Here is a 23,061-nt window from a genome sequence, read left to right on the forward strand (position 1 = left end):
TATATCTCTATTCATCGTCAAGGATAGATGACCTTTCTCATATTCCATCTATCCTCTTATCAATTTACATAATTTATTATAGAACAAAAAAGAAGGAAAGTAAAGACCGGATTTATGGAAATTAATATCTGCTCTTACTTCCCCTCTAAACTCCTTATTTTCAATGTGACATATACAGTCCAACCTCAGTTTCCCTTATATTACTGCCTTACTTTCGAAGATCCACTTCTGGACTATACCAACACTTTCCTTTACTACTGCTGCGATATGCTCCACCGGCATGCCAAGATTGGCCATGGATAGAACCGTTTCCTGTTTCATTTCCATTAAAGTGTACCCTTTGTCAAGGACAAATTAAGAAGAAGGGATTTTTATTTTCTAACCAATAGATGGCTATATCACTATGTTTAATTACCTTCTTCATCCATATCCGCAGAAGGTTTTCTCCCCTTGATCGGATATATTCCTGTTGTTGTCTATTTATAGTATTCATTGGGTGAAAGCTTGGCTAATTCCCATTGATATCGATCCTTGTTATAATAATCCATCCAATCATCAATAATACCAAGAACCTCTCTGTATGTTGTACATTCTTTTATCCTATCTCCTATATGATCCTTCATTCGACCAAAGAAACTTTCCTGTGGTGCATTATCCCAACAATTTCCTCTTCTGGACATAGATTGCCTTAATCCTTTGTCTTTAATCAGTTGTATAAAACTGCAGCTTGTATAATGACAGCCTTGGTCGCTATGTATGATGGTTTCTGTTGTAAGAGATACTCCATGCTTTCTATCATCAGATGGACTGTTTCCAGAACAAAGTCCACTTCTAACGATTCACTTAGCACATAGGATAAAATCTCTTTTGTAAATGCATCTATAATCGTTGATAAATAACAGAATCGTCCTTCAAATGGAATATATGTAATGTCTGTAAGCAGGATCTTCCTAGGACCATACTTTTCAAACTCTCGCTTCACAAGATTATCTGCAACGTTATTTGTTTTTATTGCATTCGCCATCCTTCTGTATGGATTTGCTTTTCTAACATTACACATAAGACCATATTTCTTCATCAACCGTCTTATTTTCTTAACATTCATGATGATGGGCGGTTCCATATGCAGCAGTCTCATATAGATTCCCTGTGCCCCTTTATCATAACCTCTGAAGCTGTAAGCCTCTAATATTCTCTCGAAGTCAGCTCTGTCTTGTTCTTCCTTTTCGGCTCTTTTTTCTGCTGAATGTACCCAGTTGTAATAACCGGATCTGGATACTCCTGCTATTTCACAGAGCATTTTGACTGATAATCTATTATCCGCTTTATGAATTGTCTCTTGGATGATTTCAAATTTATTTTCTGAAGTCTCCATGACTAATCTCTCTTCTTTGAATTGTCTGCGATAATAATTTTTTTTAGGAACTCCACCTCTTGCCTTAAATACAGAAGTTCATTCTGCATGCTTTCTATGGATTGCGGTGATGAGAGTTTCTCTTCGGAAGTTGCTTTCACAGGAACTCTCCTTTGTCTGTTCACCCCTTCCGTGAAGCCATTCCCAGATAGCGCCTGCTTCTTTATATGCTGAACAAGCGAATCTATTTGTTTTTGTCCAAATATATTAATATCAAATCCAAAGTCTCTAAGTATTTTTCGAGGTGTATTTCCAGCCTGATAACTTACCCAAAAATCTTCTTTAAATTTGGCTGTATAATATAATTTATGTTTTGTTACTTTGAAAACATATGGATTCTTTTTCAACTCTTTTATTTGTTTCTCTGTATATTCTTTCATATTTCCTCCAGTAGATAGTTTTATTATATATCATCTACTGGAAGAAATCCCTCCTTTTTATTGTCCACATTTAGGGATTTCTTCCCTTCTGCTTGTGTCCATTTTTAGGGATCCCTTCTTCTTAACCTGTCCATTCTATAGGGTATAGTTTATTCCAGCCCTTGCGTCATTCCCTGCTGCAACCCTCTTTCAATTCCTTCATTATAAATCTCGTCCATCTCACGGCACATACTATCCACTCCCTCCGGCGTTTCCTTTAATTCCCGAACACGCCCAGCTAATATTTCGCTGTACATCTCTTCTGCATTTCGACACTGCAGATCGTGCATCAATCTTCCCAACTCTGTCGTTTCATCCTGGATCTTTGCATTGACATAGATTATATAAGTTTCATCTGGAAACTCTTCCCTTACTTCCTTAATTCTCCTGCCAATATGATAAATAGGAAGCCCATAGCCCAGCACATCGTTTCTTGTAATAAAAATCACATAACTCTCTGCCAATTCCTCAAAATCCTGGCCTTCCTTCAATGTATTCACATCCAGCAGGCTGCTGTGATATCTCGCTCTTTTTACAGAAGCCCCTTCGTTTTCCTGCTGAATCTCTACATTATACCGTTTCTCTTCCATATCACAAACAACGCTGTCAAGAATAGCTGATCTTCCCTGCAGATTCTTGTAATCCTTCTGCAAAATCTGCTCTTTCACCTGCAAATTTTGCTTATCCATAATTACCTGCAGGATATACTCTGTGCATTCCTGCTTTTTCAACACATTCCTCATGAAGATATCGCTCATGATCGTAAGTCCCGCAAGGATCCGCTTATACTTTTCATATCGAATCCCAAGCTCATGATCTTCCACTGGTGCGGTAAAGTTTCTGGCATCTTGCGCCTCTTTCCCCATAGGCAGCCTCCTTTTCTTGGTAGTATGAAGAGGCTCTTTCTCCTACTGGTTTCTCTGATTATCATATCTTATTTTCCATACCATCCAGGAAAGAACCTCTTTACTGTATATAAGTCAGTTGTAAAAGCATTGAGATATCTTTCCTGATGTGTATTTAGAAAATAAGATGCAGGAAACAAGGCTAAGACACTTGCCGCCTCCTGTGGAAGACACAAAAGATTGTGAAGATATAATGCCTTAAGCATAAGTTAACATATGTAGGGTGGGTTGTCTAGTGATTTGACATAATTTCAGAATCATAATTATTTTTACATACGCAAAAAAGATCGCCTATCATTCAGCCGATCCGTTTGCCTGTAATAATATGATAAAATATGGTTTATGCCGCTTCCCCTATCCTCATCCGATTTCTGGGATGCAACTCCCTCAAAATCTCCGCCTGCTTTTTTGCCGCAATATGTATATAAATCTGGGTAGTTTTAATGGAACTATGTCCTAAGATCTGCTGTACACAACTGACATCTACTCCTTCTTCAATCAAATATGTTGCAAATGAGTGACGAAACATATGCGGTGTTATATTTCTTTCAATCCCGGCTAATTTTGTATACTTTTTTAACATTAGCCTTATTGATTGTTCCGTATATCTGCTTCCACGGTTATTAACAAAGAAAAATCCACTCTCCTTAATCACTTCGGCATTTTGATGATAATATTGTCTTAAGATACCCAATATTTCTGTCGAAGCAATTTGGATATATCGCTCTTTTCCACCCTTCCCCATAATTTTGATAAGCCCTGTATTAAGGTTTACACTATCTGCTCTAATATTGGATATTTCGTAAACCCTTGCGCCGGTAGCAAAAAAAGTTTCTATCACTGCCACATCCCGCAGCCAGTATTTATAAACCTTTTCATCATTTTTATTTTCTTGTAGATACATATAATTCAAAAGCTGTTCAATTTCTTCCCGTGGGATAATTCTGGGAAGAATTACTGACTCTTTAAATTTTACTTTTATTTTTCTAAATGGATTGTCTGTAATAATATCCCTTTCTTCTAAATAAGTATAATACGCCTTAATAGATGCTATTTTTCGCTTTACAGTTTTTGGTTTATATTTCTTATGTAATTCTGTTATATAATCTTCTATTTTATCTTTGTTCGGTATATCTTCCAGCGTATATTCCAAGAATTGCTTCAAATCAATTCTGTATGCTTTTAAAGTATTCCAATCCAGTTCCTTTCTAAACTCACAATATTCCAGATATTTTTTCATTTGTTCCGTATAAGCCACTTTTCTGTCCTCCATAACCTTTTTTCGGTAGTGTAGCATATTTACAAAAGAATTACCTAATACACATTTCTTTTGTGTAATCTCTCAATAAAATAACGGCTATCTTATTGCAAGTCGTTCAATTCTAATTAAAGTAAAATGCTCCACTTCAACTTTTTGATTTAATATAGCATTTTACTGTATTATTTTCCGCAGTATCCGTCAGTTATAAAGTCCTCACTTTTTTATCTCCAAAATCGAAGATAATTAGCAGTTATCCGTGATCCGTGATTCTATCTTTATATTCAACAAAAAGGAAAAACAAATGAAAAAGCTTCCAAAATCGTATTGGGATAAATTTAAAGTAGAGAGTAAAAATGGTAACGACTCCAAATATGACGGATTAAAATTCGAAAATCTTATAAATGAATTATTAGCAGTCCTTTACGGAAAAGAATGGGTACGCACTGGAAAATCACATGATAATAATAGAGATTTCTGGACTTTGATGGAAACAGAAGATGGGCAGAACAAACTTTGGGCCGAATGCAAAAATTACAAAGACAAAATTGCTCTTGATATCTTGGCTCCTACTTTAGTAATGGCACAAATTTATGGGGTTAACACTATTATTTTTTTCAGTCGTTCACAGATTAATACACGTGCCAAAAATAAGATATTATTATACGGAGAAAAAACTGGGAAAAGAATCATTTTTTATGATTCAGATATATTGGAAGATTTGATCATTAATAACAGTAGTTATTTGTCCCCAAAATATCGCCCGGATCAGATAATTGATGAGGATATTCCCCAAAAAGAAAACTTTGAAATCTTTTTCTTTCAGGATCCTATATTAGGGACGGTTATATCAGACAATGAATTCATAAACTACAGGTCAGCAATTAAAATTCATTATAATGAATTTTTTACTTTGCTTTTTGTGATTAAAAATCCAACATCAGACAAAATGAATATCAGTTTGTCGTTTTCAAAAGAAAATCCGGACAGATTTTGTTTTGAGTATATGGATGCCAATATTCATAGTGATAATCAGGAGTGGTGCAGAGTAGAGCTTGAAAAAGGCGAGGGTAAAGCAATTCCTCTCAATTTACGTTCCATACTTTTTAAATCCACAATGCAATTGCCGCGTTTTGATATTACAATTCTAACTGCAGAGGGAAAAAACAAGTCAAAATCTGAAGTGAAAAAGGTGAAGTGTACTTGGGTGGGGCAGACCAAATTGATTGGTTCATCATATGAAAAAATTTTAGATGATTTTGAAGAAAAACTGCTTAACAATCGCTCTTTCAGCTGTCTGCTTCTCGCGGGAACCAGTGGGACCGGAAAATCCAGAATTCTGTCCGAAATTATCGGAAAAGGACTAAAGCAGGGCTATAGAATTCTAAACCTTACCGCCACAGAAAATTTCTCATCCTTATATTTAATTCAGGAAATTATCTGCTTTATTTATGAAGTCTCTAAAACAGTTATTCTTTCAGCGTTGGAGGAAAAGATACAGGAAGCAGAGAGACTGGATCCGGAGGAGTCCTCTTCTAGCAAAAAAGTACTGCAATTATTCCGTATTTTAGAGAAAAGCAAAGCGGATCATAATATAAAAAATTTTATTGATAATTATGGAAGTATTATTTTTGAAAGACTTTCGAACTATAAATATATTATTTTGATTGATAATATTCAATTTACAAATGAAGATTTCCAGTATTTTATAGAACAATATACTGTTTATGGTACTAACCAAAGCCGATATAATTATTCGGTACTGGCGGGCGCTTTCAACCTGGACTATATGACTTCCACAGCAGCAAATTTGTTATTTAATCTGCTTCATCTGGGAATCCCTCATATACTCTCCTATACGCTGAGCGGATTTAGAACGAATGAACAGGGCATCCTGTTTCTGCGAGAATTAATCCATACTACCGAAAAGGTCTTCGATCCCTTTTTTGAAAAACTGATAGATCAGGTTTCTCTGAAGCCTTATTATCTTTATCAGGGAGTCAGGTTACTGGAGGAATCAAATGTAATAAAGCAGCTGCCCAATCACCAAGGTTATTTATTTACAGATCTCAACGCTTTAGATGTGTTATTGAATCTGCCAAATGGCATTGCAGATATATTGAAAAAACGCTGGGAATTTATTTCGGATCAAATTGATCCAGGAGAACTTGCAGTAATTTTTTCTGCATTGTATTTATTTGAAAGAATGGACGATCAGGTTATTAATACACTTCAGATTGCTCGTGAATCTGTCAATTTTTTATGTTCTCATAGTTTTATTAAAAGAGATTCAGATGATAAATACGAATTTGAACATGACATTATTCGCAACCATTTTGAAACATATCATAGAGATAAGATTTTTGAGAGTCTTGCGTGGATTGACCAGAATCATAAAGAAAATATTTTATTATTTTACAAAATACCGAAACTACTTTACTATTGCTGTATTAAAGAGGACCCAGAATATGTTGTAAAGACCTGTACTGCTCTAGACACAATCCAAGTCCCAAATAAACTGTCAAAAATATTTTTCGAAAATATATTTTATACATGTCTTAATGCATACTCTATATTTGAACATCTGCCGGACTGGATATCAGCTATACACAAAATATGTATTAATATCAGAGAGTATACAGGTTCTTCCAATGCTGCGGATTTTTATAAAAAGGCTTATGAATATATATTTTCAATTTTTCCAGATATCAATATGCTGTATTCTACAAATTTTAGAAAAATGATACATTCATATTGCGATATACTTGTGGAATCTCATCAGAGAAGCGCTGCCGAAAGCCTGATTCAAGAAATACTGGGTAAAGGTAAGAATACAGAAGAGCTGTCAGACGAGGCGCTGGATGAAAAGTATGTTTTGCAGTCAATTATGTTAAATCGCGAGTATGTAGCCTATAATAATAGCGAACCAACTGAAGAAGTAATTCAAAAACGTAAAAAATTTATGCGGCAGTCTCGTGATTATATTAAGTTGATAAAAGATCCACATAAGAAAGGGTTAATTCAGTACCTGAATGATTCGGATGAAGGGTATAATTATTATGGGTTCCTAAAAGATAAGGACAGGCTGTTTTCTATATGGAATAGATGCATTGGTAATATACCTGAGGAAGTACCAGAAAAAACAATGAATTATTACCGTAAACTAGTACAGTATGATTTGATTAATCAAGACAGCAGAAAGGTAGCTGCTCACATTGCTAATGGCCGAGAGTATCTGAAAACTGGCGAGTATTCCCATGAACCCATGATATTTAATACGTTTTTTATGATGGCAGAAGCGATGGATAAATTGCAGCATATGCCGTGTGAACAGCACTATTATATCTGTAAATTGATCGATGATATACTACAAATTCAGTTAATGCTGAATAATGGGAAAATTGGTGATATTATGCTTATAAAAGGGGTAGATGCCTATTACAGCCGAAATGTTGATGATGTTTACTATTCATTTTATCAAGCGTTTACAGAATACAGAAAAAAGCAGACCTCACGTTTTTGGATAAAACTTCAATTACTGTATGAAAATATACAAATTTCATTTACTGAATTAAATATATATGGTTCTTGTTATAATGTTGACTTTTTGCCGGACAAATACAAAATACCGCTTACACGCGCGCAGTTAAAAAAAATCCGGGTAAGCGGTATTCAGCAGACGTCCGATGGCAAAATGAATCTTCCGTTAATATGATCAGCATTTTTTATCGGCAATATCCTTCAAACGTATTATGTTCCCGTGTCTGTCGATAACCAAATCATATTCAATATTACGTAACTCAAACCACAACTGATTTTCAAAAAGGCCTATAAAAGTATCGACAAAATATAATATGGGAGTGGCCAGATCTAAATAATTGAAAGATACTGTTTCATATAGAGTAATATGTTCATTATCTCGTATGGTATCTGGCCGCTCAATAATATCAAGAAACTCAACATGCAATTCTCTTTTGATCATTTCATAGTAACTATTTCGATCATACATAGTGGATATGTCTAATAATAAATATTTTTCTGCCAGATCAGGATATATCTTTTTTGTATAATCCGCACTGATTTTAAACCAATCCCAGATATCATATACGAATTTTGCATAATCTTTCATTCCATAAATCCCTTTTGCATCCAGGCGATAATAACTGAAGTTTGTTTTTGAGTTATTGGAAGAAGTACTGCCTTTATGAAATGCTATTGCATCTGCAGCCACCCAGGTTTCGTATCCAATATCTCTAAGCCGCAGACAATAGTCGCAGTCGGTATATGAATAGGGAATTTCTTCATCCAGTCCGCCAACTTCCTGGAGCAGACTCTTTTTTGTCATGAGAACGGCACTGCATACAGTCTGCACTTTTCTATTATGTTGCGCCAAAGGATGATTCCAGCTTAATCCCATCATAGTATGGGCGGCGTTGAAACGCGAATACATAATTCCAAAGTCTAATATACGATTGTTTAATGGATTGATAAGTTTGGCACTAACAGCTCCAATATGTTCTGAGGACAGCAGACATTCAAGAAGGTTTTCGTACCAGCCATCCCATACAAAAATATCAGCATCAACAAAAGTGATAATATCTCCGCTGCATACTGAAACACCATAATTGATTGCTTTTGGATATTGTAAATTTGCCTGAAATTTATAATATCTACATCTTTGGGAATCAATGTTGAGCTCTAATTCTGAAGCGTTAACATTATTTCCTATAATTAGAATCTCTACATTTTTATCGACTGTTTCCATAATACGTTTTAGACAATAATAGAGCATATCTTTATTTTTATGATATGTAATAATAATAGACTGTTTCATATATTCCCTCCTTTATCCTCAGGTAGTTACGGATAACTGCTAATTATCCTTCATAATCTTCAACTATTCTCACATCATTCTAGCTTGTAAACTGAATTTGCCACTCGCTTCTCATTTGTAATCGGCGTTGTATAACACCTTTGTTCTATACCATAAAGAAGCTTTTTCAAATCTTCTTCGTTATTTATTTCAAATGATTTTCCATTATATTTTAGTCCTGGGAAATAGTCATTTGTGTATATAAACAACTCTTTTTTTTCAGTTTTATTTAATTTAACTAATGTATCCATCGCCAATGCAATTCTCTTTCTGTTGGCTTTTCCTACCCTGTTTACATTGTAATTATTCCCAAGCTTTATAAATTTCTTATCAAGAAACTTCTCAACTTCTTCTCCTGTAGCTTCTCGATACAACTTATCAATCCCTTTAAAAATCGGCGAAATTGTCTCCAACTTCTTAAAATATAGAATATCCCTCTCCCGCAGATAAATGGCATCAGGAATTTTATTGATAATAATACCTTGTCCTGTTTCTTCAATTTTAAAATCTCCTGAGCAATCAAGAAATTTTTGCTTTCGCATAATTCTACTTTCCATTGCTCTCTGAAAATAAAATTCATTTCCCGACTGATATGCACAAAGATATTGGATCTGATTTATATCCCCTTTCTTCATCTGTGCATATGTAGTAGAGTCAATAGGTTCTCCCAAAAATTGTAAACAAAAATCCTTTTTTGACAGGCTTTTCACGGCATACCATTCATCTTCCTCAAGTTTATAATTCACATCATATTCTACTGCATTTTCTATATCCTCGGGTTTTTCATATATAGTCTTTCCAGATAATATTTTTTCATATTTTTCTATTCGTCCTTTCATTCTTGCGAATAAGTGATCCATGGTCTAACACCCCTTATCGATAAAAGTAAAATCGTTAATTCTTCGTAAATCCAAAAATTGCAATCCTTCTGTTTCCTGTATGCGCCTTTTAGAAATCACAAATATTTTCACCCCATTTTTTTTCGTAACACCATAAAATTTATAACCCAGCAGTAGAAAAATTGGATTAAAATACTGCGCCTGGGAACAAAAAACGAAAAGGAAAATCATCCCAAAAACACAAATTAATGTTATCCAATCTCCATCTGAAATGCTTGTTCCCACAAAAAAATATCCCAAATATACCGCCATATAAGACTCTTCACCTACTTCTATAGTTTGCACATATTCAATCGAATCCAAACTCAAAAAATCTGAAATCTTTATACATACTATTGACAAAATAATCGGAACAAGCAGATAAACAGCAATAGACCATTGTTCCTGTTTCCATATCCATATATGAGATTTTATGAGATATACCACCAATAATAAAAGGAGTGAATTAAATGTCAAAATAAACCTATAAAATATCCTCATCATAATCACTATTTCAAATTTTCTCGATAATTAAAAAACAGCAAACTCCTCTCTTTAAATGTTACTGAAGAATTTTGCCGTCAATTTACTATATCACATTTAATATATTTATACAATAAATTATATTGTAGTTGACACATTTTTCTTGTATAGGTGTCAATGATTGGTAACACTTCACCCTGAAAGAAATGTCAAGGGAGATGGAGACCCCTTGGGGGAATACCACCTGACTCTGACATTCTCTTTGTGATATAATCCTGCCGTCCTTATCTACTTTAAAACATGACTCCTTGATACATTTTTACGATCGTATTCGGACTTTTCATCCCCAGACACGTCTTGATGTAGTTATTCGATCTCCTCTGGTACACTTCCAGCTGTTTCCGGCCGTCTTCCAGGCTATACATCCGCATCTGCTTATAAAATCTCGCTTCATCTGTCCGGTGCTGGCGTTCTACTTTCCCGTTATGTCTCGGCGTTGCTATCTGTATCCGGTGATACACGATCCCCAGCTCCTCCAGGGCCTTTTCAAACAGATGTGCGTGGTAAGGTGATTTTACAGCCACAGGGTAAGGAGTTTTTTACATGACGCGGTAAGAACTTTTTTACATCATGCGGTAAGGAGTTTTTTACATGAGTTGGTAAGAAGTTCTTTACACCGTCCGGTAAGAACTTTTTTACATCCTCTGCGGCGAGTTTTATCACAGGAGGAGTCAGCAGTTCATCCGATTTTGTATACTGTAAGCAGTACACAAGAGAGGAGACCTTTATGCTGACAAAAACAAAAATGCAGGAAATACAGGATTTAAAACTGCAAGGTTACACAAAAGCTGATATTATCAGATACTATGAAGCGCAGGGACGCAAGCCTCCCAGCCGGCCCACAATCAGCAAGTATTATGACATGGATGTGCTCCCGGATGATCCCGGCGCTAATCTTGCAAAACCAAAAACATTTGACGCGGAGCCTTTCCGCAGCACGATTATCAGAATCCTTGAGACGAACAGTGGAAAAAGTTTCTGTATGTCATCTGTTTACGATGTCCTGGAAGAAAAATTCATCGAAAACGGAGCGTATGAAAAACTTCCCGGGAACCAGCAGACGCTCCGCAACTATATCCACTATCTTGAGGATTCCGGACAGATCAACAGGGAACCGGAGCATCGTCGTATCTATGATTATGTTTTTGACACCCCGCCTGGAGAACAGATGCTGATCGACTTCGGTGAGGAGCCTCTCTCAAAAACAACGCACATCCATTTCATCTGCCTTTTGCTGCGTTACAGCCGTTTTTTATGCATTTATGCACAGGATCACAAGTATAACTCGGAAGAAGCCTGTAAGGCAATCTATCATAGTTTCTGCCGGCTTGGAGGGCGTCCGAAAGAACTGGTCATTGACCAGGACGCCGTGTTTGTCGCCAGTGAAACCTATGGTGAAGTCATCAAGACCAGGACCTTTGAAGATTTCTGTACTGACCAGGATATCCGGCTCTGGGTGTGTAATAAAGCGGATCCGGAAAGCAAGGGACCTATCGAAAACTCTGTCGGGTTCGTGAAGAAAAACTTCTTCAGTGCGCGGAAGGTCACCTGTATCGATGATGTATGGCGTTCCCTGCCCGGATGGCTGGAACGCAAGAACCAGCGGATCCACCGTTCTACCTTACGGGTCCCAAAAGCAGTCTACGACAGCATTGAAAGGTCAGCCATGCGGCCTCTTCTTCCATCCGTGTATGAAACATCTCCGAATACGTTCCGCACTTATGAAATCGCGGCAATGCCTTACGTCCTGTATAAATCATGCAGGTATTCGGTTCCCCGTGATTATGCTTTCAAAACGGTACGATTCAAAGTTGTCAGTGGAAAGATCCACATTTATGACGATCAGCTGAACTATATCTGTTCCCATAACCTCAGTGAGCGAAAAGGAAGTGTCAATCAGCTCCCAGAGCACCGGAAGCAGGACTCCGGAGACTGGATCGAGATCATGGAACGTCTCCGCGGGAAATGGAACTGCTATGACTTCCAGCACTTCATCAATGGTGTAAAAAAGGAAAATCCACGGCATATCTCCAAACAGCTTCGGGCAATTGAACAATTCCTTGATTCTGAGAATCCGGATAAATCCCTGGTAGCACAGGTGATGAAGGAGTGCTGCCAGAAATACCGGTATCAGTTCTCACAGTTTAAAGTTGTTTACAGCCTTGCAAAAGCCGGCCGGGAACTGGCCACAGACGACTGCCGCGCACAGGTTCCATCCGGCAGTGTCAGCTACACGGATCTTTCTGTTTATGCAAAAGCCTTTCAGGAACGCACAGAGAGGAAGGAGGCTGCTGCTCGATGAACCGTGAAATCTTAAAAAGTATGGATACCGGCCATATCCCTGTACAGCGGCTCACAGCCCTGCTTGAAACGTTTACCTTAAAGCACGCGGCGCGTATGCTTCCGGATCTTCTGGAAACCGCAGATCTTCAGGACTCCTCCTGCAGGGAATTCCTTCTGGCTGTTCTCGAGACCGAAGTCAAAGGTCGGAATGAACGGCGTCGGAAGCGTAACTATTCCGCAGCGCATTTTCCACCAAATATCCGACCATTAGAAGAGTTTGATCCGGAAGAGCTGGAGTCAGGTATCACCCACGCGCAGCTCTCCGTATTGAAAGAATTATCCTGGCTGGACAACTGCGGAAACCTTGTCTTTGCGGGGCCTCCCGGCCTCGGCAAGACCATGGTTGCCTGTGGCCTTGGTCTACAGGCTATCAACAGTGGCTATACTGTATGTTTTGAGAAGATGACCAACCTGATTAAGATTCTCGACACCGCAGAAACAGAGCGTGCAGCCGGATTTCGACTCAAAAATATCAAGAAAGCACAGCTTGTCATCATTGATGAGATCGGCTATACACCGATCAGCCGCGGACAGGCAAACCGCTTTTTCACATTTATCAGTGACACCTATGAAACCAGTTCCATCATCTTTACCACCAACAAAGAGATTGTTGACTGGGCTGAGATGATGGGGGATCCAGTACTTACCACTGCAATGCTGGACCGGATCCTGCACCATGCCAAGTGTTACTCTTTCCGCGGGGAATCCTACCGGCTGAAGCACCCTGACCTGTACCCACAGGGAGACGCAGGGATGTAAAAATCTTCTTACCGGGTAAAGTAAGAAAGTGCTTACCTTACGATGTAAAAATCTGCTTACCAGGGTATGTAAAAAACTCCTTACCATACGGTGTAAAAAACATCTTACCTAACAATGTAAAAAAGTGGTTGACATTTGCAAAAGCGCTCCAGATATCGGAAAAACTCCAGTCTATGAAGCTTGCCAAAGCCGCCAAAAAGGTGGAGGATGGAATCGAGGAAACCTTGACCTATATGGATTTTCCCACACAGCATTGGAGCCGGATTCGGACCAATAACACGATTGAGCGTCTCAACCGTGAAATTAAACGCCGTACAAAAGCCATCGGTGCTTTTCCCGATGGACAGAGTGCCTTGATGCTCGTATGTGCCAGACTGCGTCATGTAGCAGCAACCAGCTGGGGAGCTAGACGCTATATGAATATGGAGCATCTTTTCAAACCAGAAGAGAATCTGCTGTCTGATATCATAGCCGGCTGACTACCGGCTGCTAAACGGCTAGGTTTTGATTTTGCGAAAAACTATTGACACTATCTCTGAGTGATAAAGACTCCATAAGTTTTATAGCAAACAAGTGGAACTTAGTTTTACAAGGCACGATTTCACTTTTACGAAAAACTATTGACACTATCCCTACGTTTTTCGGACCCCGCAAAACTCCGTGTTAGAAAACAAGTCCTCGGCCTAACAATAAAAATATCCTCCTTACTGATTTTCTCCAGTAAAAAGGATACACATCATCTGTCAAATTCCGATTAAGGGATCTACTTATTACAAAAGCAAACAGACTTTTTATGACTCTACCCATACCTTTTAAAAAAACATTTATTTCACACTTTGCGCATCCCATGGCAATGATCGAAGAATCTTTTTTGCCAACCTGACAGCACCAAAGCCATCAATCATCTCCTGCATCTTATATCCTACTTCCATACGCCAACCATAATCAGAACTTCTCTCCTCCACAGCAGAAATTATCTGTTCAACAGATGACGATGACAATTTGCCAGATACAACAGCAGAGGAAGCAGCTGTTGAACTCTCCCGTAAATCCCCTATATTCATAGCTAATCCAAGAAAATGAAACGCTTCTGCCCCAGGTATCTGATTATCAGCAATGGTGTAAGTTATCAATGGAACACCACAGGCACAAATCTCATATAAGGTTGATCCCGCCGCTGCCACAGCCAAGTCCATCTTTTCTAGCAGACTACGCATATCTGACACATTTTCATGGAGGATAAAATTATTATGCCCTTGTACTAGTGATCTTATCTCCTTCTTATCTGTGTTCATCGTACCAAGCAGAAAATGATATGTATACTCTTTTCCACTTTCCTTTTCCAACAATGCACGAACAAGGGAAATTGACAAATGCAGCTTATCAGCCCCACCTGTAGAAATCAAGATATTCTTAACCTTCTCTGGCTGCTTTTTTTTGGCAACACCACGAAACATACTTCTCAATGGAGCGAAAGAACACCCCAATATTAACTGTGGCATATCTACTATATCAGATTTGTAAAGAGACTCATAGATTGAAAGTTTAGCAGATGCATTATAATTCACTAAAATATCCACTGGGTATGGAAAGGATACGAGGTCGTCCAAATACACTAGTTTTCCTTTCTTACCCATTCTGGTTTTCAATAACTTTAGATAACCAGCAGTAGCATAGTAGGAATCAACAATAATAAGATCAGCTGACGCGATATCTTGTAACTTCCACAATGACAGCTCTGCTTCCATATCATTATAGTCACTATGAAGAATTATAGCTTTATACCCCCTAGTAGTGATAAGGGGGAGAATATGTTCATCGGCAAGAATAAAAATAAGGGGATTGCCAAGTTCGTGAAATGCATCTGCTATAGAAAGGCATCTCATTATGTGTCCCATACCAATATTGGGATTTGCATCTGTACGGATATAAATCATAAAGCCTTCCTCTCTTGTACTTTTTTCTCCATATTATTTCTCTCTGCTAGTGTGATATTGACAATCGCAAAATATTTCATCAGAATAAAATCGTTTGATTATGACAGCAATCTGTAATATTAACACCAGACTGAACAACTGAATTGTATACTTTTCTATTAAACAATCTCTCATTTCGCAATCCTCAATGTAGAGATATCTATCAGAAAAGGATTCCGTCTGTATTACTTATCCTGTAACTTCTTATTTGTATCTAAGACATAGCATAAATATTTCATATCATATCCTTCGCTTTCAAACAATTTCTTTGATGCTATATTCTCAGGTTTAACTTTCGCTACCACTTCCTTAACATCAGGGAATTTATGCTTTACTTCATCCACAATCAATTGCAATATCATCCGCCCATATCCCCTCTGACGGTGTTGGGGTGCAATACTATAACCTATTTCCGCTTTATTTCCATCAATTGTCAGTCTAATCTGTCCAACGGGTTCTTCATCTGCTATCAATATATATTGGACAATATTTTTGTCTTCCATTATGCGAGCAAACCACTCTTTGTGGACTGCATATGATATCATTTCCGAATGAAATGAATTCTGCCTAACAATAGGATCATTCGTCCATTCATAAAGTAAATCTATATCCGACTGCAAAGCCTCTCGTAACCAAACCATCAATCCTTCTCCTTAAACATTTTTAAAGATAGTGGAGACCCATAGGGGATATCTCTCACCGCAATTTTACCAATTATCTCTCTCATATACTTAGGTGCCAAACCGGTTGATGGTCTGATACTTCTAACGTTATCTTTGGTAATCCTCTCTCCGGCTTTTATATCTTCCACCGCAAACAGACTCCGTCTGAATTTTAGATTTCCCATTTCTCCGGCTGTAGGTCCATACTGAACTTTTCCGGCGATCAGCTTTGCATCACGAGTCGCTTCGACCATATCTGCAAATTCACCCATTGGCATAGAAAATTTACTATCTGCACTTTCCACCCCTTCGATTTTAACGTGTTTCTCAATGACACAAGCCCCCATTGCGACAGCAACAACCGCCGCTATGCTTCCTGCACTATGGTCAGAAAGTCCAACATTTACATGAAATCTCTCTATCATATCGGGAATATTGGCAATATGCATATCTTCCCAGTTGGAAGGATACTCACTGCAGCATTTAAGCAATACAACCTGGTTATTCCCAACCCTATGACAAGCGTCTACAGCCTCCTGTATCTCTTCTATGTTTGACATCCCACAGGAAAGAATCATCGGCTTGCCCTTTGAAGCAGCATACTCAATCAATGGTATATCGACCAACTCAAAGCTTGCAATCTTATATGCTTCACAGCCTAAGTTTTCAAGAAAGTCCACAGCTGCATTATCAAAAGGTGTAGAGAGGAAATCAATTCCACATTTGCTGCACTCTTCTTTTATGCGAGCCTGCCACTCATATGGCGTACCTGCATCTGAGTATAAATCATAAAGTTTATATCCATCCCACAAACCGCCATGAATCTGAAAATCCTCACTGTCGCAATCTATAGTGATACTGTCAGCTGTGTATGTCTGGATTTTCAAGCAGTCAGCGCCCGCTTTCGCCACTTGGCGCACAATCTTCAGCGCATTCTCAAGATTGCCTCCGTGGTTCGCACTCATTTCTGCAATGATATACACTTCGTTATTATTAATTTTATCAAACATACGAAACATATTTACTCTCCCTTGTGCAGGACCTTATATTTTGCTTCTGCAATTTCCCAATCGGACATTGTATCAATATCCTGCACCTCTTCTTCCGGCATGATGTATGGTACTGTAACTGGTAATATCAGGCTTTGGTGCTGTAGAAACGAATCTACTTTACACATATAAAACTGACCGCAGTCATGATAAATTGGTTCTAAATCCTGACTTCGTGTTCTTTCATACTGTGGATATTGGAACTGAACGCCCCCATTTCTGATTACAAAAGCTCTTTGTGGTGGAAAACTGTACTTTACAACTGATAATACAGCATCAGCATCAGCAAGCAGTGAAGAGGCTTCAACTAATCTTTTCGCTGTCATAAAGGGGGCCGTAGGATATAAACAAGCAAACGAGTCAAATCGTTTCCCTAGCTTTTCATAATCAGAAAGCACCTCTTTAATCACATCTGCTGTCGTAGCAAAATCACTGCTGGCTTCTGACGAGCGCATAAATGGTACAAATGCTCCATACTGTTCTGCGATTTCTTTAATTTCTTCTAAATCTGTACTTACCATAACCTCGTCAAAGACTCTACTTTGTAATGCAGCCTCAATACTATAAGCAATAATAGGTTTTCCACAAAATTCCTTTATATTTTTCTTGGGAATTCTCTTAGACCCTCCACGCGCAGTTATTATGGCTATTTTTCTCATAATGCTCTTGTGTCCCTTCTATCAATATTAATATTATACAAATATCAAACATAGAGCAAGTGAGGGAATAGCAATTTTAAAATCGTCCTAATAATACTTATTTTTAATATATGAAAAACAAATATTTAGCTAACGATTGATACCATTTCTTCCCTCACCCATAGACAATATCAAATTCCTTTATCGTCTGTAATAATCAATTACCTTTTTCACAGCCACTATAACTTTTTCCTGATCTTCATCAGTCATTGAATAGAAAAGCGGAATGGAAATAATACGCTCATATAAACTCTCTGCATTAGGGCAACTTCCCATTTTATACCCAAGATTCTGATAATAAGGAAAGAAATAGACAGGGATATAATGGACATTCACGCCAATCCCTTCTGCCTGAAGAGCGTCATATACTTCCTTCCTACTACATGTCAATTTTTCAAGGTCTAACTGTATAATATAAAGGTGCCGAACTGTGTCAGATTCCGGTATCTCACGTTGAACAATAATCTCTGGAATTTCCCTAAACGCTTCGTCGTATCTTTTTACCAGTTCCTTTCTCCGCCTTGCAAAATGTCCAAGCTTGTCCAACTGACTGGAAAGAAGAGCAGCCTGCATATCTGTAATACGGTAATTATATCCCAAATCTACCTGCTGATAATACCAGCCGCCCTCTGAAGGCTTGTCCATCCATTCGTTTACTCTTGTAATACCATGCGTCCGGAAAAGGAGTAATTTCTTATAAAGCTCTTCATCATTTGTAGTTATTGCACCACCCTCACCTGCCGTACAGGTTTTAACTGGATGAAAGCTGAATTCTGTCATGTCTGCCAGGCTTCCGATCGGCTTTCCATTAAATCTGGTGCCCAGAGAATGTGCTGCATCTTCAATAAAAATAAGGTTATGCTTATCACAAATTTCCCGAATCCTCTGAACTTCGACTGCCTGTCCAGTAAAATCAACTGCTACCACTGCTTTTGTTCTCTCGGTAATACACTTTTCAATACTATCAGGGGCAATATTATAGGTTTCCGGATTAATATCAGCAAAAACAGGCTTTCCACCACAATATAATGCACAGTTTGCAGACGCTGCAAAAGTAATCGGCGTTGTAATCACCTCATCGCCAGGACCGATACCAGCTGCGAAACAAGCTGCATGAAGAGCCGCCGTTCCATTACTGATCAGCACAGCATGTTTTGCGCCTGTTATCTCACAAAGCTTCGCTTCCGCTTCATTAATTTTAGGACCACATGTAAGGAAGTCACTTTTCAAAACATCCACAACTGCCTGAATATCCGCATCATCTATATACTGATGGCCGTAACCGATTTTCTTCTCAAATACTGGCTTACCGCCAAATACAGCTAATTTTTCCACGATTCTTCCTCCATTTTCTACCATTAATGATGGTCTATATCAGTCTTCAAAAGACGCTGAATATCCTCCACTGAAAGCCATTCCTTATTTGTACCAGAATCATAAACAAATCCCGGATCCACCTTCTTGCCACCAGGAATCAACTTATCTTGATTCCACCAATTATAATTCGGATAAATAATATAGTGACTATCATATTCATATGTATAGGCAGAATCTTCGGCGGGCACCATGACTTCATGAAGTTTTTCTCCTTCCCTAATTCCAACCTCTGGCATTTCACATTCAGGAAGCATTGCCTGTGCTAAGTCTGTAATCTTAAAAGAAGGAATTTTTGAAATAAAAGTCTCTCCCCCTCTTGATTCTTCCAATGCTTTTATAACCAGCTTTACGCCTTCTTCCAGGCTAATCCAAAAACGAGTCATTCTGTAGTCAGTAATGGGAAGCTCCTTACCTCCTTGATCAATAATATTCTGGAAAAACGGAATTACTGAACCTCGACTTCCCGCTACATTACCATATCTGACAACTGCAAACTTTGTGCCCTCTGCTCCTGAGTAAGCATTAGCAGCAGCAAATAATCTATCAGAAACCATTTTCGTAGATCCATACAAATTTGCCGGACTGACTGACTTGTCCGTAGAAAGAGCAACTACTTTTTTGATTCCCTTGTCAAGACATGCATCAATAACATTACAAGCTCCATTGATGTTTGTCTTGATTGCTTCAATAGGATTATATTCGCATGCCGGTACCTGCTTAAGCGCTGCCGCATGAATAACATAATCTACACCAGTCAGAGCTCTGGACAGCCTTTCCTTATCGCGAACATCACCAATGAAAAATCGTAAATATTTATCATATTTCTTGTATTCATTCTGCATATTAAATTGCTTGAATTCATCACGTGAGTAAATAATGATTTTCTTTGGCTGATAATGCTCAAGCACATAATCAACGAAATGATGGCCAAAAGAGCCTGTACCTCCTGTAATAAGAATCGTTTTGTTGTTTAACATTTTTATATCCTCCATTTTCCTTTGTAACTTAATATTTATATACTTTTTGATAGCAGAAAAAAATTATGATAACTTTTATAAAATAATCCCTATATAATGATATCTACAAAACACTTTGCGTTTTTACTCTTTCATTTATAAACCACCTCGAAAGAAGAAATGTAAAAACACTTATAATCGACTTAACAGCTGTATATAAAGCCAAAGTAACATAGATTGAAATCTCATTTTTTGATGCCAAACCAAAAACGCTCCCCATCAAAATCAAATTCAATCCGTTAAGTAGCAAGGTGCATTTTTGTTTATTATATATTTCAAACACACGACTAACAGGCGTAAAAATAAAATTAAAAAATATTCCTACAGACATGACGCTCGCATAAATTCCAGATATTCTCCATTCAGATCCAAAAACAAAAGCAAACAAAACTTCACCAAATAATAATAGCACCACTAACGGTATTAATCCTAAAAGTATCATCTTCTTCAAAATGCTATTTGATAGTTCCTTTAACTCTTCAGGACTTGTTCTTGCAATTTTTGCCGCTTCTGCATAAAAAACATTACTAACTGATTTTCCTACCAAATCCATCGATAAATTAACAACTGTATTAGCCAAGCCAAAAGCGCCAACAACAGAACTGTCATAAATTATCCCCAGAAAAAAAACCGGTAAATTTAACGCCATCTGGCTCATTATTGTACTTGGAAACTGAAAAACTGGAAATCGCCAAAATCTTTTTGCTATTTTACATAACGAATACCGGTTCTCTTTCCGAAACAGTGGATGCCTTATAATTGGTTTCGTAAGGGATAGAACCCCCACACTATCACTCAGCACTCTTGAAAGAAGTAATCCTATGGGCCCAATTCCCAAAACTCCCAACACTATCTTTGCCACATTTCCTACCACACTTTGTTTAACCATAGTAAGAGATATCTTTTTGAAATCCCTTTGTCGATAAGAAAATTGGATTGCAATAGCAAAATACTGAATCAAAAAAATCCCTATTGGTATCATATACCAATATTCAGCTAAATTATCAGCTCCCAAATAAGGCAAAATAATTCTATTATTCAGAAATAATATGAAAGTCAATATAGATGTAGTAATCATTAGTACTATTACGCTAAGTCTGAAACAAGAAATTGACGTCTCGTCGTCATCAGCAACAAGAATTGACAGTTCATATTTCAAAGCACCTACTATTCCTAAAATTGATAGAATTGAATTGAACGTAGTAAGAATTCCATATTCACTGGCACTAAACATTCTTGTTACAATCGGCGTAGTAATCGTTGACAAAACTTGTGCAAACATCGTACCTCCACTAATGGCAAGAATGCTTGCTAATATTCTATTTTTCTTCAATCTCTCTAGGAGATTAATTAAGCCTTTATTCATTTATTCACCATTTGCAAATCCGATAAAGATATTTTTTAAAACCTCTTTATTGATAGCTCTTTCCGTATTTGAATTATTCCCATATGCCTTGTAAATCACAGTTTTCTCATCAATCGCAACAAAATACTTATAGATACTTTCATTACTTATCTGTACCTTTTGATTCATTATATTTCTCAGAATATCATTCAAATGTGCTGAATCTAAAATTTCAAACAACCCTGGTAGCCCTTTCCATAAATATCCTTTCCCAAATGCCAATGCAGGTTTATTTTGCATTACGGACTCCATTAAACAAGAACCGGTTTGTGATGCTACCGCTATACATTTTTCAATCAGTTCATATGTACTTACTGAAGATTTAATAAATTTAACATTATTTATCATACTTATTTCATCATAGAAATGTTTATCTCTCATTGAAAGATGCCCATGTTCTTTTACATATATATCAATTCCATACTTTTTTGCTTCATAAGCTAACAATTGGATTGATGTATACTGACTTGAAAAAGCACCCGCTTGAGGGCAAGTGGTTGCCTCTGGTACAAATTGCAAAGCAAACAGAATAAATGGTTTATTATAAAGGGGTAACTCTGCTCTATTATTGTATTTATCCAATGGAAATCTATAATACTTATAAAAAAAACGAACCAGTGCATGTTCCTCGCGAAGATTATCTAAAAATAATTTCTTTTTCTCCCAACAACATTCCGATTTTTTATTTTTTAGCTCGTTTATCCGCTTTACATATCGGGTTAATGGATTCCACACAAGCTGATGGCTTTTTTTCCACACCCCCCAATAATGATCAGTATGCATTCTTTTTATCTTTTTAGTTTCGCCATCTTGTCCTGGATTTTTAATTTTTTTCAATTCTTCAATTCCTAAAGTTTGTGTATTAAAATACTCCATTAAGTCACTGGATTTGATTTTCTTTGTTGTGTTTTCAATCAACAACTTATCGTATGTTTCAAGGATGTCACACCCTATCATATCTATATCATTTGCGATTAACCGTCTGTCTTTGATTGTGCAAGGTACAAAAAAACGTATTTTAAAGTTATAAACTTTTGATAACGAATATGCAATATACGCATCTTGATAATGCGGAACCGCAGTAGCAAAAAATGAATTAATCTGATATTTTCTGAAAATATATATTATTCTTCTCAATTCTCTATAATACCTTTGCTTCTCTCTAGTATATTCTACAATTGGCACATTCGTCCGACGCATTCCAAGCTCAATTGCTTTAGATTCAAAAGGCAACATTTTCGTTATAATATCCCAATCTAACGGTGGATATTCATTTTCTTTCAGTAATTCTATTGTATTCTCGTCCAGTGAAAAAGAAGGAATGACATGAAAAATATCATCATTATATGAGTTATCACATCTTGTTCCCATAGGAATACAAACACAGTTTTCTAATTTACCTTCATCATATAACTCTCTGCACACTGATTTAAGCATTCTAATGTCATGAATACCCCATACAAATAAATTTATCTTTTCTTGCATA

The 23,061-nt window shown here is 37.3% G+C and carries 21 protein-coding genes and 1 pseudogene; 4 read left to right on the forward strand and 18 right to left on the reverse strand.

Annotated features, from left to right (window positions below; translation table 11 throughout):
* Positions 1 to 195: 195 nt before the first annotated feature.
* The 6 genes from EUBC25_RS14830 to EUBC25_RS00740 form a co-directional block, all read right to left on the reverse strand.
* Positions 196 to 327 (reverse strand): hypothetical protein, encoded by a 132-nt coding sequence (locus EUBC25_RS14830; RefSeq protein WP_255682345.1) that lies wholly within the window; start codon positions 325 to 327, stop codon positions 196 to 198.
* 149 nt (positions 328 to 476) lie between these two features.
* Entirely contained in the window at positions 477 to 680 is a 204-nt protein-coding gene (locus tag EUBC25_RS15070; RefSeq protein WP_416386658.1) for an integrase core domain-containing protein, read from the reverse strand.
* Between the two features lie 26 nt (positions 681 to 706).
* Complete coding sequence (locus EUBC25_RS00725; protein WP_230106352.1) at positions 707 to 1,375, reverse strand: IS3 family transposase; 669 nt, start codon at positions 1,373 to 1,375, stop codon at positions 707 to 709.
* A 2-nt stretch (positions 1,376 to 1,377) separates the two neighbouring features.
* A complete protein-coding gene (locus EUBC25_RS00730; protein ID WP_230106353.1) occupies positions 1,378 to 1,794 on the reverse strand; it encodes an HTH domain-containing protein in 417 nt (138 codons plus the stop codon).
* 149 nt (positions 1,795 to 1,943) lie between these two features.
* On the reverse strand, positions 1,944 to 2,699 hold the full coding sequence (locus EUBC25_RS00735) for a PD-(D/E)XK nuclease family transposase (protein ID WP_331471490.1): 756 nt from the start codon (positions 2,697 to 2,699) through the stop codon (positions 1,944 to 1,946).
* A 379-nt stretch (positions 2,700 to 3,078) separates the two neighbouring features.
* Complete coding sequence (locus EUBC25_RS00740) at positions 3,079 to 3,996, reverse strand: tyrosine-type recombinase/integrase (protein WP_230106354.1); 918 nt, start codon at positions 3,994 to 3,996, stop codon at positions 3,079 to 3,081.
* A gap of 304 nt (positions 3,997 to 4,300) precedes the next feature.
* Here EUBC25_RS00740 and EUBC25_RS00745 point away from each other — a divergent pair, with 304 nt between their 5' ends.
* Positions 4,301 to 7,711: a restriction endonuclease gene (locus EUBC25_RS00745; protein WP_230106355.1), complete on the forward strand. Its 3,411-nt coding sequence runs from the start codon at positions 4,301 to 4,303 to the stop codon at positions 7,709 to 7,711.
* Here EUBC25_RS00745 and EUBC25_RS00750 read toward each other — a convergent pair whose 3' ends face one another.
* The 4 genes from EUBC25_RS00750 to EUBC25_RS00765 all read right to left on the reverse strand — a co-directional run bounded on the left by EUBC25_RS00750 (position 7,712) and on the right by EUBC25_RS00765 (position 10,814).
* The gene (locus tag EUBC25_RS00750) at positions 7,712 to 8,830 is read right to left on the reverse strand and encodes a glycosyltransferase family 2 protein (protein WP_230106356.1); all 1,119 of its coding nucleotides are present in this window, start codon (positions 8,828 to 8,830) and stop codon (positions 7,712 to 7,714) included. It lies immediately after the preceding gene.
* A 74-nt stretch (positions 8,831 to 8,904) separates the two neighbouring features.
* Positions 8,905 to 9,729, reverse strand: coding sequence for a hypothetical protein (locus EUBC25_RS00755; RefSeq protein ID WP_230106357.1), 825 nt, complete (start codon positions 9,727 to 9,729; stop codon positions 8,905 to 8,907).
* A 3-nt stretch (positions 9,730 to 9,732) separates the two neighbouring features.
* A complete protein-coding gene (locus EUBC25_RS00760; protein ID WP_230106358.1) occupies positions 9,733 to 10,020 on the reverse strand; it encodes a hypothetical protein in 288 nt (95 codons plus the stop codon).
* 503 nt (positions 10,021 to 10,523) lie between these two features.
* Positions 10,524 to 10,814 (reverse strand): integrase core domain-containing protein, encoded by a 291-nt coding sequence (locus EUBC25_RS00765; protein ID WP_230106359.1) that lies wholly within the window; start codon positions 10,812 to 10,814, stop codon positions 10,524 to 10,526.
* Positions 10,815 to 11,017: 203 nt separating this feature from the next.
* Between EUBC25_RS00765 and EUBC25_RS00770 the strand changes: the two genes are divergently transcribed.
* The 3 genes and pseudogenes from EUBC25_RS00770 to EUBC25_RS00780 all read left to right on the forward strand — a co-directional run.
* On the forward strand, positions 11,018 to 12,592 hold the full coding sequence (locus EUBC25_RS00770) for a Mu transposase domain-containing protein (RefSeq protein ID WP_230106360.1): 1,575 nt from the start codon (positions 11,018 to 11,020) through the stop codon (positions 12,590 to 12,592).
* Positions 12,589 to 13,392, forward strand: a complete 804-nt coding sequence (gene istB / locus EUBC25_RS00775; protein ID WP_230106361.1) for an IS21-like element helper ATPase IstB — start codon at positions 12,589 to 12,591, stop codon at positions 13,390 to 13,392. Before EUBC25_RS00770 ends, istB begins: the two co-directional genes overlap by 4 nt.
* 140 nt (positions 13,393 to 13,532) lie before the next feature.
* A pseudogene (locus EUBC25_RS00780) lies at positions 13,533 to 13,871 on the forward strand (transposase); the annotation flags it as partial.
* Between the two features lie 345 nt (positions 13,872 to 14,216).
* Here the strand turns inward: EUBC25_RS00780 and pseG are convergent.
* The 8 genes from pseG to EUBC25_RS00820 all read right to left on the reverse strand — a co-directional run bounded on the left by pseG (position 14,217) and on the right by EUBC25_RS00820 (position 23,060).
* Positions 14,217 to 15,329: a UDP-2,4-diacetamido-2,4,6-trideoxy-beta-L-altropyranose hydrolase gene (gene pseG / locus EUBC25_RS00785; protein WP_230106362.1), complete on the reverse strand. Its 1,113-nt coding sequence runs from the start codon at positions 15,327 to 15,329 to the stop codon at positions 14,217 to 14,219.
* 224 nt (positions 15,330 to 15,553) lie between these two features.
* Entirely contained in the window at positions 15,554 to 16,009 is a 456-nt protein-coding gene (locus EUBC25_RS00790) for a GNAT family N-acetyltransferase (RefSeq protein WP_230106363.1), read from the reverse strand.
* Positions 16,009 to 17,049, reverse strand: coding sequence for a pseudaminic acid synthase (pseI, locus tag EUBC25_RS00795; protein ID WP_230106364.1), 1,041 nt, complete (start codon positions 17,047 to 17,049; stop codon positions 16,009 to 16,011). Before pseI ends, EUBC25_RS00790 begins: the two co-directional genes overlap by 1 nt.
* Positions 17,050 to 17,051: 2 nt before the next feature.
* Positions 17,052 to 17,738 (reverse strand): pseudaminic acid cytidylyltransferase, encoded by a 687-nt coding sequence (gene pseF, locus EUBC25_RS00800; protein ID WP_230106365.1) that lies wholly within the window; start codon positions 17,736 to 17,738, stop codon positions 17,052 to 17,054.
* Between the two features lie 180 nt (positions 17,739 to 17,918).
* Positions 17,919 to 19,112 (reverse strand): UDP-4-amino-4,6-dideoxy-N-acetyl-beta-L-altrosamine transaminase, encoded by a 1,194-nt coding sequence (gene pseC / locus EUBC25_RS00805; protein WP_230106366.1) that lies wholly within the window; start codon positions 19,110 to 19,112, stop codon positions 17,919 to 17,921.
* Between the two features lie 23 nt (positions 19,113 to 19,135).
* Positions 19,136 to 20,131: a UDP-N-acetylglucosamine 4,6-dehydratase (inverting) gene (gene pseB, locus EUBC25_RS00810; RefSeq protein ID WP_230106367.1), complete on the reverse strand. Its 996-nt coding sequence runs from the start codon at positions 20,129 to 20,131 to the stop codon at positions 19,136 to 19,138.
* A gap of 103 nt (positions 20,132 to 20,234) precedes the next feature.
* The gene (locus EUBC25_RS00815; RefSeq protein ID WP_230106368.1) at positions 20,235 to 21,536 is read right to left on the reverse strand and encodes a lipopolysaccharide biosynthesis protein; all 1,302 of its coding nucleotides are present in this window, start codon (positions 21,534 to 21,536) and stop codon (positions 20,235 to 20,237) included.
* Entirely contained in the window at positions 21,537 to 23,060 is a 1,524-nt protein-coding gene (locus EUBC25_RS00820; protein WP_230106369.1) for a hypothetical protein, read from the reverse strand. It abuts the gene before it with no gap.
* Position 23,061 lies beyond the last annotated feature (1 nt).

This window comes from Claveliimonas bilis (assembly GCF_020892095.1).
GTDB classification, from domain to species: Bacteria; Bacillota; Clostridia; order Lachnospirales; family Lachnospiraceae; genus Claveliimonas; species Claveliimonas bilis.